This is a genomic window from Paenibacillus sp. N3/727 (assembly GCF_022637315.1).
In the GTDB taxonomy this organism is placed as follows: domain Bacteria; phylum Bacillota; class Bacilli; order Paenibacillales; family Paenibacillaceae; genus Paenibacillus_AQ; species Paenibacillus_AQ uliginis.
Genome location: NZ_CP093336.1, coordinates 4,628,248 through 4,643,768, shown reverse-complemented (window position 1 = coordinate 4,643,768; position 15,521 = coordinate 4,628,248). Strand labels below are relative to the sequence as shown.

Annotated in this window: 13 protein-coding genes; 9 read left to right on the top strand and 4 right to left on the bottom strand. The window is 48.0% G+C overall.

The annotated features are described in order from the left end of the window. Positions 1–89 precede the first annotated feature (89 nt). From MNQ98_RS21595 to MNQ98_RS21585, 3 genes are read left to right on the top strand one after another with little or no spacing between them, the layout of a single operon-like run. On the top strand, positions 90–1,184 hold the full coding sequence (locus tag MNQ98_RS21595) for a quinone-dependent dihydroorotate dehydrogenase (protein ID WP_241934000.1): 1,095 nt from the start codon (positions 90–92) through the stop codon (positions 1,182–1,184). 25 nt (positions 1,185–1,209) lie between these two features. Next, positions 1,210–2,034, top strand: coding sequence for a GTP diphosphokinase (yjbM, locus tag MNQ98_RS21590; protein WP_208918501.1), 825 nt, complete (start codon positions 1,210–1,212; stop codon positions 2,032–2,034). After that, a complete protein-coding gene (locus MNQ98_RS21585) occupies positions 2,024–2,476 on the top strand; it encodes a DUF309 domain-containing protein (protein WP_241930087.1) in 453 nt (150 codons plus the stop codon). The genes yjbM and MNQ98_RS21585 overlap by 11 nt, the downstream gene beginning before the upstream one ends. A gap of 137 nt (positions 2,477–2,613) precedes the next feature. On the opposite strand, the gene MNQ98_RS21580 is transcribed toward MNQ98_RS21585, so the two are convergent. Together MNQ98_RS21580 and MNQ98_RS21575 are read right to left on the bottom strand one after the other, a co-directional pair. Continuing rightward, positions 2,614–3,072 (bottom strand): PCYCGC domain-containing protein, encoded by a 459-nt coding sequence (locus MNQ98_RS21580; protein WP_241930086.1) that lies wholly within the window; start codon positions 3,070–3,072, stop codon positions 2,614–2,616. Then, entirely contained in the window at positions 3,069–3,593 is a 525-nt protein-coding gene (locus MNQ98_RS21575; RefSeq protein ID WP_241930085.1) for a thioredoxin family protein, read from the bottom strand. Before MNQ98_RS21575 ends, MNQ98_RS21580 begins: the two co-directional genes overlap by 4 nt. A gap of 138 nt (positions 3,594–3,731) precedes the next feature. On the opposite strand from MNQ98_RS21575, the gene MNQ98_RS21570 reads away from it, so the two are divergent. The 3 genes from MNQ98_RS21570 to MNQ98_RS21560 all read left to right on the top strand — a co-directional run bounded on the left by MNQ98_RS21570 (position 3,732) and on the right by MNQ98_RS21560 (position 6,931). Then, positions 3,732–5,318, top strand: a complete 1,587-nt coding sequence (locus MNQ98_RS21570; protein ID WP_241930084.1) for an RsmB/NOP family class I SAM-dependent RNA methyltransferase — start codon at positions 3,732–3,734, stop codon at positions 5,316–5,318. Next, entirely contained in the window at positions 5,315–6,061 is a 747-nt protein-coding gene (locus MNQ98_RS21565; protein ID WP_241930083.1) for a pseudouridine synthase, read from the top strand. The genes MNQ98_RS21570 and MNQ98_RS21565 overlap by 4 nt, the downstream gene beginning before the upstream one ends. A 69-nt stretch (positions 6,062–6,130) precedes the next feature. Beyond that, on the top strand, positions 6,131–6,931 hold the full coding sequence (locus tag MNQ98_RS21560; RefSeq protein WP_241930082.1) for an HAD family hydrolase: 801 nt from the start codon (positions 6,131–6,133) through the stop codon (positions 6,929–6,931). Positions 6,932–7,078: 147 nt separating this feature from the next. Here the strand turns inward: MNQ98_RS21560 and MNQ98_RS21555 are convergent, their stop codons facing one another. Beyond that, complete coding sequence (locus MNQ98_RS21555) at positions 7,079–8,245, bottom strand: GGDEF domain-containing protein (RefSeq protein WP_241930081.1); 1,167 nt, start codon at positions 8,243–8,245, stop codon at positions 7,079–7,081. Positions 8,246–8,351: 106 nt separating this feature from the next. On the opposite strand from MNQ98_RS21555, the gene MNQ98_RS21550 reads away from it, so the two are divergent. The 3 genes from MNQ98_RS21550 to MNQ98_RS21540 are packed head-to-tail and all read left to right on the top strand — an operon-like array spanning position 8,352 to position 14,005. After that, positions 8,352–9,476: a glycosyltransferase family 4 protein gene (locus MNQ98_RS21550; RefSeq protein ID WP_241930080.1), complete on the top strand. Its 1,125-nt coding sequence runs from the start codon at positions 8,352–8,354 to the stop codon at positions 9,474–9,476. Positions 9,477–9,491: 15 nt separating this feature from the next. Beyond that, the gene (locus tag MNQ98_RS21545; protein WP_241930079.1) at positions 9,492–10,802 is read left to right on the top strand and encodes a metallophosphoesterase family protein; all 1,311 of its coding nucleotides are present in this window, start codon (positions 9,492–9,494) and stop codon (positions 10,800–10,802) included. After that, positions 10,799–14,005: an AAA family ATPase gene (locus MNQ98_RS21540; RefSeq protein WP_241930078.1), complete on the top strand. Its 3,207-nt coding sequence runs from the start codon at positions 10,799–10,801 to the stop codon at positions 14,003–14,005. Before MNQ98_RS21545 ends, MNQ98_RS21540 begins: the two co-directional genes overlap by 4 nt. A 439-nt stretch (positions 14,006–14,444) precedes the next feature. Here MNQ98_RS21540 and MNQ98_RS21535 read toward each other — a convergent pair whose 3' ends face one another. Then, positions 14,445–15,317: a LysR family transcriptional regulator gene (locus tag MNQ98_RS21535; protein ID WP_241930077.1), complete on the bottom strand. Its 873-nt coding sequence runs from the start codon at positions 15,315–15,317 to the stop codon at positions 14,445–14,447. Between the last annotated feature and the right edge of the window lie 204 nt (positions 15,318–15,521).

Genomic DNA, 15,521 nt, shown 5'->3' with positions numbered 1-15,521 from the left:
CCAAAAGAGGTAAGAAAACTTTCTTTTTACTTCAGAAACAGATAAACTGAGTGATAGAGAAATTATAAGCCATGAGAGGAAGAATGGATGTGCTGTACCGTAATATAGGCAAGCCTTTATTTTTCAAATTGGATCCGGAAAAAGCCCACCATCTTGTGGTAGGGGGGCTCGGGCGCACATCGCTGCTGCCTGGGGCTGAGGCCGCCATGCGCGGGATATACGGAGTGAACGAAACACCCGATCTTGCAGTAGACTTATTCGGGTTGCATTTTCCTACACCGATAGGCCTTGCAGCTGGATTAGATAAAAACGGGCAAGCTGTAAGGGGATTTTCTTCCATCGGCTTTGGTTTTATGGAAGTAGGCACAGTGACACCTAAGGCACAGCCAGGCAACGAGCTTCCCCGGTTGTTCAGGCTCCCTCCGGATGAAGCATTAATTAACCGGATGGGGTTCAATAACGAAGGCGCAGAAGCGATGGCTCGCCGATTATCCCTGCTTAAAGAGCGGCGGATTCCGGTAGCCGTCAATATCGGAAAAAACAAAGTGACACCGAATGAGGAAGCACATGGCGATTATGAAGCCTGTATTCGGGAGTTGTTTCCATACGGAGATTTTTTTGTTGTGAACATCAGTTCTCCGAATACACCGGATTTAAGGAGCTTGCAGCATGGCAGTGAGCTGTCCTCATTGCTGGATGCGGTCATGAGTGAGATGTCACATCAGGCCCAGCTCCACAGAACGCAAAAAGCAGTTCTCGTGAAAATCGCTCCAGACGTTAGCGACGAGGAGCTTGAGTATATGGTGGATACGATTTCCCGAAGCGGAGTATCCGGCATTATTGCGACGAATACAACATTGTCCCGGGCTGGTTTAAGTCACGGAAATGCAAAAGAAACCGGAGGACTTAGCGGTAAGCCGTTGCGTGAGCGATCCACAGAGATCGTCTCAAGGATATATCAGCAGACCAGTGGCTCACTGCCGATCATCGGCTCTGGGGGGATTTTCACTGCCAAAGATGCTTATGAAAAAATTCGCGCTGGGGCATCCCTGGTTGAAATTTATACAGCACTCATTTATGAGGGTCCTGAAGTAAATCGAAGGCTGCATGCCGGCCTGAGAGAATTACTAAAACGTGACGGGTATACACATATATCCGAAGCTGTAGGAGCGAATCACCGCTAAAGGGTTAAAGACAGGAGGCACGACGATGGACGGTAGAGACTGGGGGACATTTTTGCTTCCGTATGAGCAGGCCGTTGAAGAATTGAAAGTGAAATTCAAGACAATGCGCTCTGAGTTAAAGAAACGAGAAGAGTATGCACCAATCGAATTCGTGACCGGACGGATTAAGCGGATATCAAGCATTCTGGACAAAGCCAAACGGCTTAATGTCCCAATGGATCAATTGGAAACAGGAATCGAGGATATTGCGGGTATCCGCATCATGTGTCAGTTTGTTGAGGACATTCGGCGGGTAGCTGAATACATCCGCGGAAGAAAAGATTTGAAGGTTTTATATGAGAAAGATTATATAACCAATTATAAAGATAGCGGATACCGAAGCTTTCATATGATTGTGGAGTATCCGGTTCAGACCGCGCTCGGTCAAAAAATCGTACTTGCTGAAATCCAGATTCGTACGCTGGCTATGAATTTCTGGGCAACGATTGAGCATTCTTTAAGCTATAAATATCGTGAGAGCCTACCGGACGAAATCCGTAATCGTCTGAAAAAAGCGGGGGAAGCTGCCAATACGCTGGATAATGAAATGTCGAGTATCCGTGAGGATATATTGGAGGCTCAGAAGCAATTTGAGGATAACTCCAATATTACTTCACAGCTGCTCAACGCGATGCATCAGCTGTATTTCTATCACATGGTTAATGAGGCTATCGAGTATCAGGCGCGGTTCAACACCATTTGGCAGCAGCAAGGTCAGGATCACGATATGGAAGCGGTGAAAGAGCTGTTAACGGAGGTTAAGGAACTGCTGGATACAGCCAAAAAGAAAGTCCGTGATCATGAAATATGATCCGCTTTACGCTGCCTATCTGGTTTATTTCAACCGAGACCGAGATTATTTCGAATGCCATGAGGTGCTTGAAGAACTTTGGCTTGCCAGGGATCGGGACCCCCGTTATAAAGGACTGCTCCAGGCGGCCGTAGGTCTATATCATTTCCGGAACGGAAACGTCCGTGGCAGTTACAAAATGATGCGCAGCGCCCATGCCCGTCTGCAGCCGTATCCTGCCGAAGAACTGGGTATCCGTATGGCCAAGCTGGTTTCTGAGATCAGCGTCTATGCTGCTCGGTTAGCATCATATGATACGCAGCCGTTTCCATATCATGATCTCACAATCGAGATTGTGGACTCGGAATTGGTGGCGATTGTAGCTAAGGCATCCGCTGAGATCCAGCCTAATGTACCTCAGCGCCGAGGTCCGCAGCGTGCTGAAAAACATAAAGTGGAGTAACCATTTTGGGAAGCAGGCCTCCATGGCTTGATATGAACAGGTACAGATCATCTGTACCGATGGAATATAGCAAAACCCGCTGCATATGGACCGCAGCGGGTTTGTTGATTTAAGAGAAGGGCAGCGTCAAGTTCTAATTATACTTGCGGTGCTGTACCTTTGTATTTATTATCGATGAAGTTCTTGATTTCCTCGATGGACTTGCCTTCGTCTTTCAGACGCTTCGCATCCTGCAGTTCAGATAGACAGATGCCGCATTGTGCACCGTGATCTGTCCACTTCACACCGTCATCATTCTTCTCGGCGATGAAACAGCGGTGCAGGGAATCGTGCAGTTTTCCATCATCCATACAGCCGCAGTAACATTTTAGCTCCTTGAGAATATCTTCGAGATCTCCCACAGTTGCATAAGATGCTTGGGTGTTATCCGTGTAAACCGATAAAAGTTCGGGCATAACGGTAACAGAGGCGGTTGTCTCGTATCTCTCGGAGTCCAAGCCATGATGATGGGTGGAAGCTGATGGCTTGCCTCCACAGCCGGAAAGCAGAAGCATGCCGACTAATCCTGTAATCAGGATGGAATGTGCTCGCTTCATGGCGTTACACTCCCTTTATATTTATCGAAAAATTGCGTGAAAGCTTCGGCTGTGTTTCCGCCTTCCCTCGCTTCCGCTGTTATACCGCCGACCAGGCGTTCTTTCTCTACTCCATTTTCGAAGAATGCAAGCGTAGGGGTATACTCAATATTGTACTCTCTGAACCCGTCCTGGAATTCACGAAGGTTGTACTGGTGAAGGTACGCTTCGCTTTGTTTCGCAAGTGGCATCAGCTCTGGTGTTGTTGCACGGCAGCTAGGACAATCTGATGCGAAGAAGTAAACAAAGAAGCTTTCTTTGTTGTCTATTTTCTTGCTTAATTCTTTAGGCAGGATAACTTGTTGATAGTTGGGATCATCAAGGATTTCCTTCGTGGCAGGATTCAGCTCAGCGACTTTTTTACCACCGTACAGCTCGCTTTTCTCACCTTGAGTATTCAGAAAAGCAAGCAAGCCGATGAGAACAAGCAAAATGCCGCCAAACAGATAAAGGCCTGTATAGTTCTTTTTCTTGCGGTTCAATTACTCACCCCCATATCATTGAAATAGTATTATTAGGGCATGTCCCTTTTAATGTATTTTATTATACAATAATAAATGTCATAGCGGAACATGATAGCATCCGCTCTTCATTATTCTAAAGGATAGGTAGGTAGATATATGGCATTACGACTCCCAGCGCCTTTTGAGGCGAAGATGAAGTCGCTCCTTGGCGATGAGTATGAACAGTTTAAACAATCCTATGAACAGACTCCTCATGCAGGCATCCGGGTTAATACATTAAAGATTAGCAAAGAACAATTTAATGAGATCTCTCCGTTTGAGCTGGAGCCCATTCCTTGGTGTGGAACCGGATATTATGTGGAAGAAGGGGTTCGGCCGGGACGGCACCCGTATTATCATGCTGGTCTATATTACATTCAAGAGCCTAGTGCCATGGCACCCGTTGAGCTGCTAGAGGTGGAACCGGGTGACCGTGTACTGGATCTATGCGCTGCACCTGGCGGGAAATCGACCCAGATCGCCGCAAAGCTGGCAGGCGCGGGACTTCTAGTCAGCAATGATCTTCATCCGGACCGGACCAAAGCGCTGGCTAAAAATGTAGAGATGTACGGGGTAAGGAACGCTGTTGTGCTAAATGAAAATCCGGAACGTATTGCTGAAGCTTTTCCACAGTTTTTTACTAAAATCCTGATTGATGCTCCGTGTTCGGGAGAAGGGATGTTCCGTAAAGATGAGGATATGCTAAAGTACTGGGACGAATCCTCTCCACTTAAATATGCAGATATGCAAAGAGACATATTGTCTTCCGCCGCCAAAATGTTATGTAGAGGAGGAAGGCTCGTTTATTCTACATGTACCTTCTCCCCTGAAGAGAACGAAGGGATGATTGCAGCTTTTCTGAAGGACCATTCGGAGTTTTCAGTAGTCCCTATTGGTGACTCCGAGTGGTTCTCACCGGGAGAAGCGCAGTGGGTTGAGGAGCATAACAAGTCGCAGGGCGGGATGATTGGGTTGGACTGCGATTCATGCATTCAGCAGACCCTGGGTACAGGGCGTCTGTGGCCGCACCGGGTTAGAGGAGAAGGGCATTTCTTCGCCGTTCTCCGCCGGGATGGTGAGCAGGAGGAGCAGGCTGATTTGGTTGAAATGAGAGAAGAAAGAGCCTTGCCGGTATCCTCTCCAAGAAAGAAACGTCAAGAGTCACGAAGTAATGGTGATCGTCTGAAAGAAAAAAAGTTATCCGGCTCAAAGCGATCCGGTGGACGGACCGAGGCTTACCGCAAAGAAAGTGAGCCGGGTTCACTTACGGTTTTTTACGATTTTGTCCGCGAACAACTGAATCTGGACCTATCCGCAGGCTATCCTGTAATGTACGGAAACTATATTTACTTGTCTCCACTGCCGGAGAGCCGACTGCAAGGATTAAAGACGGTACGTGCGGGTTGGTATATGGGTCAGATCAAGAATGGGCGGTTTGTTCCGGGTCATCCGCTTGCAACAGCGCTGAATCCTAGTGAGGCTCGTAGATCGGTCAGCCTGTCATCTCAGGACGGGGAAGCTGTGCGATATCTGAAGGGGGAAACGCTAGAGATTCCCTCGGACCGAATTCATTACGAGTCTGTCACCGATACCAAAGGCTATGTGTTAGTATGTATAGATGGGTATTCTGCCGGCTGGGGCAAGTGGCAATCTGGAATGCTAAAAAATGAGTACCCAGCAGGTTGGAGGTGGACATCAGTATGAGTGCCAAGGGCAGAACGACCCAAAGGCTGGATAAAGTGCTCTCTAATCTAGGTTACGGTTCCCGTGCTGAACTGAAAAAGATCGTTAGGCAGGGAGGGATTACCGTAAATGGCGCATCTGTGAAGGATCCGGGAATGCATGTGGATCCGTATCAGGATGCCATAGAGATCGAGGGGGAAAAGGTTCTTTACAGGGAGTTTATTTACTTAATGCTGCACAAGCCGCCGGGTGTTATCTCAGCGACAGAAGATGCTAGAGACCGTACCGTATTGGATCTGCTGGACAAGTCCTATTTGATCTATGAGCCGTTTCCGGTTGGAAGGCTGGATAAAGACACAGAGGGATTGCTTCTGCTAACCAATGATGGCAAGCTCGCTCACGAGCTGCTATCTCCGCGCAAGCATGTACCGAAAACGTATGAAGCGAACGTGGCCGGTAAGGTATCCGATGAAGATGTCACACTTTTTTCTCAGGGTGTCACGCTGGATGATGGATATGTAACGCTGCCTGCGGAGCTGATGGTGTTATCGGTTGAAGAACGGGAGAATGGAACGTTGTCCAAAATCTCGCTTACGATTCACGAAGGTAAGTTCCATCAAGTCAAACGGATGTTTGAAGCGGTGGGCAAAAAGGTGGTTTACCTGAAGCGGGTCAGTATGGGAGAACTGAAGCTGGATGAGTTGCTTTCTATCGGTTCATATCGGGAGCTTACACCGGAAGAGTTGGCGATTTTGGGTAAGTAGCCAGTAAGTTGCCCTGACAGACACAACTTAATAGAGAACATATATACATATAAAAGGATGGGTGGAGACATGACTTATAAACTGGTAGCACTGGACGTAGACGGAACGCTGTTAAACGACGATCACGTGATGACGGAGCGGACGATGAATACGGTCATGGAAGCTTCGAATAAGGGAATTGAAATTGTGTTATGTACTGGACGGGGGCCGCAAAACACCATTCCATTTATGGAGAAAATGGGCTTGACCGGTTACGTCATCAGCCACAATGGTGCTGCAACGGTTGAAGTGGAGACCCGTAATATCGTTCACCAGTTTGGTATGGACGAGAAGGCCCTGAATCCGTTTATGGATTATTGCCGGGAAAAGGGAGTTCATTTTGATGTCAATACAGCGTTTGGCATGTATGTCGACAACGTAGAGACACTGGCAGGTCCTGTCCGCCATATGTACGAGAACTATCTGATGCTGCCTTCCAACCTGCCGACCTGGGAAGAGCTTAAAGAGCCTGTCGTGAAGTTCACGGCATTTGGGGAGGTTGCGGACATGGAAGCCGTGTTCGCAGACTGGAGCAAGTGGACACTGCCCTTTAATATGCTTCGCAGCGGTGAGTATTTCATTGATCTTATGCATGAGCAGGCTTCGAAAGGGAATGCTCTTAAACAGCTGGCGGCTAAACGTGGGCTCAAGCCGGAAGAGGTTTTGGCCATCGGCAATTATTATAACGATATTACGATGCTAACGTTTGCCGGTATGGGCATTGCCATGGACAATTCCCCAGTAGAAGTGAAAGCAGCAGCAGATGTGGTGACGGCATCGAACAATGATGACGGCGTACACGAAGCGTTAGTGAAGTACTGTTTGTCATAAAATACAAAATTAAAGACCTGCGGTGATTGTTGATTACCGCGGGTATTGCAACCAATCCTCCGCACCGTCTTGAATGATGGTAACGGAGGATTTTTGTCGTGGTCTTGGATAGATGCACGACGTGGTTAGTGATAACCATAATTTCGTTTATAGCGAACCTAAGTTAGCGGCTTCATCTGTAGTTCTGGAGCCGGCGCGTATGCCTCGGTAATCGGTGACGCGGTTCTTGCCACTACTCTTGGAATGATACATAGCCTGATCTGCCTGTTTCATCAGGCTGTCAGCGGTCACACCTTTGCGGAGCGTGCTGTACCCGACGCTAACGGTGACTATCGTTTCTTCGGCTATGCGGAACCTGATATTCTCTGCTACTTGTGACGCCTTGCTCCCTTTTCTTGTGACAATCGCAACCAGTTCCTCGCCGCCGTAGCGTCCGGTAATACCGATACCGTCCAGTTCCTCCTCCATGATCGTAGCGACCTGTTGCAGCACTTCATCTGCATGGGCATGGCCATGCGTGTCGTTCAACATTTTGAAATTGTCAATATCGCAGAAAATGGCTGAGATCTTTGTTCCGTTCGAAACGTAATGATTCAGATGTTTCATAAAATAGCGCCGATTATATAGTCCAGTCAGCCCGTCCGTTATGGAAGAGCGGTAAATGGACTGCATCAGCTCGATGATGCGCTGAAACAGAATAAAAAAGATAATGCTGTAAAATACGAGGGGAAGTAAAGCTGAGATTTGAAGCGGGAGACCGGGTTCGTCACCACCGCTTAAGTATTTATATATGATATGTATAGAAGACCAAATCGAATAGATGGAAAGTCCCAGGGAGTATTTAAATCGCTGTCCGATACGGGGAGCAATCTTGGAGAATGACAAATAGATAACAACCCACTCTATAACGGTTAAATAAAGATCCGGCCATACAGGATTGATGGATGACGGAAGGAAGAACGGAGCCAGGAGCATTGCGGCAGTTATTGCGGGAAGCCCATAATGCACTTTCCTGGTACGGCGGTACAGAAGCAGAACCGAGAGGTTAAGCAGAATAAAGGAAAAAAGCTGAAGCGAACGCATGCCGATCCCGCTTGGCTGCCATGCACGTCCAGAGAAAGCTTGATGGATGTTCAGACTTTCATATGTCATAATGAAGAAGAATGCGGCGGCCATGTAAACATAAGCTTTCTTACGTTGTTTGCTGTACATCAGCAGACACATAATCAGCATCAAGACAGCCAAAAAAGCTCCGCACACGGCTGTAATGCTGAATATCGGAAATGCGGACCACAGTGTTGGATCATTGGACAATGGTATCAGACTCCTGGAGGATTTATTTTCCTTTACTGAAACATATGTTCTAATATATCATAATTGAAAAGTGTCTGAAAAGAGACTTACAGAAAGGGAGATCTCCATGAAACTACTTCAAGCCTTATTTTTCCCTCCTGAACAGCCGGGAGGCGTCTCTTCGATGATTCCTTATTTGCAGGACCGATTTCATTCTTCTCGCTGGGACATGGAGATGTTCTGGCTGCCTAAAAGGATCCGCAACAAAGGACAAGAGGAGCCCGTATTTCACACTTTTGACTGGAAAGAATTCGAACAGAGCCCTATTGTTCTCAAATATATTCAAACGTATGTCGACTACATATGGTGGATCCGGCTTCGGCTCCAGAAGCCTTATGACTTGATCCATGCGCATCACCCCATTGCTGGTCTGGCCATGAGAACCGTATTTCCGGATACGCCGCTCATCCAGACGATTCATTCCAGCTACGAGCGGGAGCTTATTTTAAATGGTAGGATCGAAGAGAATGGGCTGGAGCATCGTTTTCTCATATCGTTGTACCGGGAGCTAGAATACGTCAGTCAGCAGCTGATTACGGTGTCTCGGTCTTTTGCTAACTATATGTCTTCTTACGTTGAATTGCCAGAGTCCATTGCAATTATTCCGAACGGATTTGATGAAAAGCGTTTTAAGCCTGTGCCGCATGAGAATGAGATCCCGCAGCTCATTACGGTATGCCGCCTAGTTCCTGCAAAAGGACTAGATGTGCTACTCAAAGCTTGTGCAGAGCTGAAACGTAAGGGCTATGATTATGTGCTTCATATTATCGGGGACGGACCGTCCCGGCAAGAGTTGGAGGATATGGCCAAGGATCTCGGTATATATCAGGAAACGATATTTTATGGGTATACCTTGCATCCGGAAGAATTTATGCCGTTCTTTGATATTTTTGTGCTTCCGTCACGGGCAGAGGCGTTCGGTTCTGTCTTTGCGGAAGCCGCGCTGAGCTGCCTTGCGCTTGTAGGAAGTAATGTTGGCGGGATTGCTGAACAGATTGAAGACGGTGTTAACGGGCTGCTCGTGCCTCCCGAGGATTATGTGGCCCTTGGTGAGGCACTTGAGAAGGTCATCTCAGATCCTCAGTATCGCTACGAGCTTGCTCGTTCAGCTTGGGATAATGCCAAGAATCGATACTCACTTACCAAATCAGTAAATGAGCTTAAGAAATTATATTTGAAATATCAACCTTAAGAAAGAGGACATATCATGCTTCCCTTCCGTTTTATTCATGCAGCAGATCTGCATCTGGACAGCCCGTTCGCGGGTATGTCCGGTTTAACAGATCGTGTACGCAAGTATTTGCAGCAATCGACCTTTATCGCGCTGGACCGGATGGTACAGCTGGCGGTCCGTGAGAAGGTCGATTTCGTCGTTATAAGCGGGGATGTATATGACAGTTCAAACACGTCTTTACGAGCACAGCTCCGCTTCATGGAGGCGCTTGAGATGCTGGACCGGGAACATATCCCTGTATTTATCATTCATGGTAATCATGATCCGCTGGACAGTCCAAGGCTGGCTGTAACCTTGCCACCACTTGTGCATGTATTCGGACCTGTACCTGAGTCGGTGACCGTGGTCCGCCGCATAGATGGACAGGAGGTGGCTGTCATTACTGGCATGTCTTATCCGACGTCCAAGGTGAAAGAGAATATATCGCTTCGGTATAACAAACAGGCTACGGCTTCCGAGCTGTTTCATATCGGGCTGCTTCATGCGAATGTGGACGGTAACCAGGAGCACGAAACATATGCTCCTTGCTCGAAGAAGGATTTGAATGCTGGGGGCTATCATTATTGGGCACTGGGTCATATTCATTCCCGCCGGACGTTGCAAGAGTCGCCTTACATCGTTTATCCGGGCAACATACAGGGCAGAAACATTCGAGAGACCGGTCCGAAAGGTTGCTATCTGGTTGATGTGGATGAAACCGGAGCTGTCGCAATGGATTTTCGTGAACTGGATACGGTCCGGTGGTTCGATATGGAGGTTTCCATCGGAGGCTGCCGTCATCCGGAGGACTTACGACTGAACGTGGAGCGCCTGTTGGCCGACATATCAGAATCCTATACAACCGGATTTAGCATGGTTCGGATACGTATAACCGGCAGAGGGTCAATTCACCGGGAGCTTGAAGACGGTTTTATTCTGGAGGATCTCCTAATCGATCTTCGCCGTAAAGTTGATAATCAAGCCGGAACAGTCGGTTTTGCAGGCTGCGTCTGGGTAGAGAGCTTTTGTCTTTCGTCTGGAGCGGAAATTCAGCTGGAGACGCTGCTGCAGGAAGATAGCTTTATTGGAGAATTGCTTCGTTTGGCAGAAGCGGAACTCGCTGGGGATATAAGAAGTGAGAATGTGATCGGTCATGCCTTAAGGCCGTTGATGGATCAACCGGAAATCAGACTTTTACTCACGGGTCTTACACGGGAGGAACAGCGTGAATGGCTCCGAAGGGCGATGGAGCTTACGGTTCTTCTTCTGCTCGACGATCAGGAAGCCGGAGGTGCTTCGGCATGAGAATACAACGGGTCAACATTCGCGGTTTCGGTGCGGTACATGACAAGGAGTTGGAGCTGAGCCGCCCCATGACCGTATTATATGGACCGAATGAAGCCGGAAAGAGCAGTGTTTTATATTTCATTAGAGCGATGCTGTACGGCTTTCCGGGCCGTACACAATCCGCTCAGCGCGGAGAGCCGCAGGATGGGGGCGTTCATGGAGGCGAACTGTCTCTGGTGGATGAGAACGACAGTACATGGGTAATCAGGCGTTTCAATCGTCTTCCCGAAGGATCGGCGGCTGGGGGGAAGATGGAACGTGTGAGTGTAACTGTGCGAGACTCTGCGGGTATGGTCACGGAAGTGGGTCAGCAGGAGATGGAACGAGATCTGCTCTGCGGTGTGTCGGAGAGCATGTTCCGACAGTTGTTTGCCATTTCGCTCAGCGAATTACAGGAGATTCGTACACTTCAGTCCGATGAGATGAACAGATATTTATTTCATGCTGGAATTGGAGGTGGAAATGGTATTGTTCGGGCTGAGCGGAAGCTGAGCCAGGAAATGGACAAGCTGTTTAAACCGAGGGGGAGAGTTCAAGAGAGCGCGAAGATCGTTCAAGACATCGAGCAGCTGCGAGGCCGTATTGCGGAGAGCCGTTCATATCTTCAGCAGTACAATCAGGTAATCTCCGAGTTAAGCGAGATCGATAATGGTCTGTCTACGCTGGAGATAAGACGTCATAGAAATATGCATGAGCTGGTCTTATATCGCAAATCGATGGAAATCCGGCCGCTATGGCTATCCTGGAAGGAGGACAATCTCGAATGGTCTACTCTTCCTGACAGCTCTTTTTTTCCTCTGGATGGACTTAATCGCTGGGAACTGATGGCCGAAGAGCATAGAAATTTGGAGCAGCAGTCATTTCGGATTCAGAAAGCGCGTGGGGACATTTCTTCCCGTCTTGAAAGTCTGCCTGAGAATCCACTGCTGGAAGGGCTCGGGTCTCAAATCGAAGCTTTGTGGTCAAAAAGACCACTCTATATAGCAGGTCAGACAGAGAAAGACGAGTTGGAGATCGAGTACAGATTGCTGGAGGGCCGCCTTTATCGCATTTTACAAGATATTGATGACTCATGGACTCCAGATCATCTGGCATCGCTTAAAGTGTCAGCCTCCGAGCGGGAGGATATACGCCGGATGGGGGCTTCATTTGCCGGATATGACCGCCGAATGGAGACACTGTCTCTTGAGCATAGAGGCGCTGTGCGGGCGCTAACGGCTGCAGAATCATCATTACGGGAAGCGCAGCGGAGTCTCCGAGAAGAGACGGAAAGAGGGAGCTCCCTCTTTTTCATGATCAAGCCTTCCAATCCACGGGACACACTTACCGTATGGAGCAAGCTTCAGCTTGAAGCGGAACGCTGGAGGGAAGAACGGCTGACCCGTTCTGCGTCGGGTCCATCAACATTACAGGAATCTCTGCATAAGAAGGGAATGCTGCCGTCTTACCGTAAGTTATTGACAGGGTTAATCATCTTGACTGTACTTCTCCCAGGAGTGCTGCTGTGGACGGGAGCGGTGGAGGCAGCGGCAGCTTCTGCAGTACTTCTTCTTGGAAGCGACCTTTATATGTGGTGGAATGGTCGACGTGAGCAATCCTTGCTTACAAGTTCGGGAAATGTTCATGGAGTGGACGGGGAAATCGGTAATGTGGGTGAGAAAGAAGTTTCTAGCCTGATGAACGCCCTTGTTGAAGATCCCTATGCCGCTTCTGCAGCAGAGCACACACTTCGGCGTGGACAGAGCAGCGGACAAGACCGCTCTTCTGTGGATCCTGTATTGATCGAGGCCCGTCTGCGCGAATTGCGAAAATTGATGGAAGATTGGCAGTTTTGGCAGCAACGGCTGGGGCGGCTTACAGCTGAAGTGAGTACGGCAGAAGAGCGGGTATCCGAGCAAAATTCCGAGCTCATGCATACAGAGCGGGTAATTCAGCAAGAGGAGAAGCGTTTTCTCGAGCTGGAACAGCAGTGGGATAGTTGGCTTAAAGCGCGGCTGTTACCGAACCGTCTCTCACCGGAAGCGGTCATGGACATACTTAACTGGACCGAACAGGGGAATGAGCTGATCAGACAGCTGGAGAGTCTGAAGATCAAAATAGAGAAGCTGTCGCGTGAAGAAGAACGTTATGAGGAGGATTGCCTTCTTGTTATCCGTGAGTTGGGCCTGGAAGAAACAACGGGGCCATCTCTGCTAGAAGGCGTTTATCAACAGTGGGCTGGATACAAGGAGACGATGCAAGAACGGAAACTGTTATCTGCAAGGACTGCCGAGTTGTTGACAGAGGCTGCCGAAGTTACAGATGAGAGCCACAGGCTGGAAGAACGGATGCAAGTTCTGCTAAAAGCTTGCGGCGTAGAGCAGGAGGAGGAGTTCCTCCGGCTAGGTGCTGCTGCTATCCGGTGTGCCGAGTTGGAGCGTAGCATACGTCATGCGGAAGTTGCGATGTTCAGCGGCTGGAATTCGGAAGACCGGGAGCAGCTGGAGTTCATACTGGAGCAGTCTGATGCTTCTGAGCTTGATAGACTGTGTCAGGACAAAGAAGAGGCATCATCTGCAGATGAAATAGCGAGAGACGAGCTGCAGGAACGACGCGGCCGTCTTTTGCAGGAGAAGGAGAGTCTGGAACAAAAAGGGCTGCAGGAGGACGCTCTTCAGCAGCTGGAGGAGAAGCAATCGGCCTTAAAAGACATTGTTGTTCAGTATGCCGTTCGTTCGATCGGAACAGAACTGATCAGCCGGACCCGTAAATTTTACGAAGAAGAAAAGCAGCCTCACGTCCTAAGACTCGCTTCCGGATATGTAGAGCGATTAACTGGTGGTGTTTATATCAGGGTACTGATGCGGATGGGGGATCAGATGCTGCTGGTTGAGCAGAAAGACGGAACCGTTATTGAGAGTGCGCGTCTAAGTCGGGGAACGGCAGAACAGCTGTATTTGGCGATGCGCCTCGCCTTGGCGGAGCTTATGCCGCATAAAGAAAAGCTACCGATGGTGCTGGATGATATTTTCGTGAATTTCGATATGGAACGATTGGGGTATGCTCTTCAGCTACTTGTAGAGGTATCTTCCACAAGACAGATCATCCTGATGACCTGTCATGATCATGTGGTAAAGATGATGCGGGAGCTTCATTCATCAGTTCAAATAATTGAGATGTAAAAAAGGGCCGAGAGTGTTTCATAAGGTCCATTGACCTGGGCCCGCCTTATGCGGCGCTACGCGTACGAATCGTTCCTACAATCGCTCTTGCCCCCGAATTTCTTAAATTATTCCTTTGCGGAAGAAATTCGGGGACAAAGGAGCGTATACTTTCGATGCGAGCTTTCCTTTGGAAAGCTTTTACCGCTACGCTTTTCCGAAATCGATTCGTCCTCTCCGCTGATTCGTGCATGACCATCTTAAAAACATAGATAAAAAAGGGGGTCAAGACCATAATTAGTGGTTGACGAATCAGAAAGCGAGCAAAACGAGGGTTAAAATGGAAAAACATCTGCACACGCCACAATGCGACTAACCCTCTAATCTTTTTAACTAAATCTTGGAACATAGGTGCATAACTGTAACCTGAACCCGTGGAATCCGTTTAAACAATTGTATTTCACGTATTCAGGCGATCTTGTTCATTCCATTTTTTCACTATCTCAACAAAAGCACAGAAAGCCTTAGTAGAAAAACGATCGTGACGGCGAACTAGGCTTGTTTTCGTAAATCTGTATTCGGGGGGAATCGGGTAGGACCCGAGCTGCTTGAAATCTCCATATAGTACGGATGAAGGTAGCAGGGTAGAAGCGAGTCCAGAGCGGACACAGCTAAGTAACGTTTCCAATGAACTGATTTCAATGGTATTCGTGAGCACGATTCCTTCACGGAGTAGCCATTGTTCCAAAACGTTGCGGAAAGGACATCCCTTTGGCGCAATTACCCATCTCATTTTTGAAATATCAGGAAAATCGACTTCCGTCTTTTGAGTTAATAATCGCAGTTCATTATCTTCCATATATTCGGTCGTCAATTTTGGTGAATTGACATCTCCGATTACAAAGGCACCATCCAACTGATAGTCTAGCACTTTGGTCAACAACTCAGCAGAAGATCCCACCAAAATAGAAAGTGACACGTTAGGATACTGGGCTTGAAAATCGGATAAGATGTTCATAAAAATACCGCAATTTACGGTTTCAACAACCCCAATTGCTAACGGCCCGGTTGGATCGGTTGTTTCCTTTAACGCTCTAAGCGCTTCCTCTGAGAAGCTCAGGATTTTAAGGGCATATTCTCGAAACACGATTCCTTTCTCCGTTAGGGTCACCCCTTTAGGATGTCTATGGAATAGAGATACTCCGAGTTCTTCTTCTAGCTTTTTCATACGGGTGGTAACATTCGACTGTACGTAATCCAGTGTTTGCGCCGCTCGGTTTATACTTCCCTCCTCCACAATGCTCATAAAAATTTTTAGATCTGTCAGTTCCAATGGGATTCCACCTCACTAGTTATCAAAAATAATGATATAGTTATGAATTCTAATCATTATACTATATACCTATATTCAATTAGAATGAAGCAGAGCTATCATAAATGGCTCCAAAATGAAGGATATGGGGGGAACGAATAGATTTATGCGAAAAGAAAGGTGGCTCTTATGGTTAGCTAGATCTTTAGAAGTCGTTTGGGTATC

Excerpts from the sequence above, each read along its gene's own strand:
- yjbM (WP_208918501.1), top strand. The coding sequence starts at position 1,210 with ATGGACGGTAGAGACTGGGGGACATTTTTGCTTCCGTATGAGCAGGCC.
- MNQ98_RS21585 (WP_241930087.1), top strand. The coding sequence starts at position 2,024 with ATGAAATATGATCCGCTTTACGCTGCCTATCTGGTTTATTTCAACCGA.
- MNQ98_RS21580 (WP_241930086.1), bottom strand. The coding sequence starts at position 3,072 with ATGAAGCGAGCACATTCCATCCTGATTACAGGATTAGTCGGCATGCTT.
- MNQ98_RS21570 (WP_241930084.1), top strand. The coding sequence starts at position 3,732 with ATGGCATTACGACTCCCAGCGCCTTTTGAGGCGAAGATGAAGTCGCTC.
- MNQ98_RS21565 (WP_241930083.1), top strand. The coding sequence starts at position 5,315 with ATGAGTGCCAAGGGCAGAACGACCCAAAGGCTGGATAAAGTGCTCTCT.
- MNQ98_RS21560 (WP_241930082.1), top strand. The coding sequence starts at position 6,131 with ATGACTTATAAACTGGTAGCACTGGACGTAGACGGAACGCTGTTAAAC.
- MNQ98_RS21550 (WP_241930080.1), top strand. The coding sequence starts at position 8,352 with ATGAAACTACTTCAAGCCTTATTTTTCCCTCCTGAACAGCCGGGAGGC.
- MNQ98_RS21545 (WP_241930079.1), top strand. The coding sequence starts at position 9,492 with ATGCTTCCCTTCCGTTTTATTCATGCAGCAGATCTGCATCTGGACAGC.
- MNQ98_RS21540 (WP_241930078.1), top strand. The coding sequence starts at position 10,799 with ATGAGAATACAACGGGTCAACATTCGCGGTTTCGGTGCGGTACATGAC.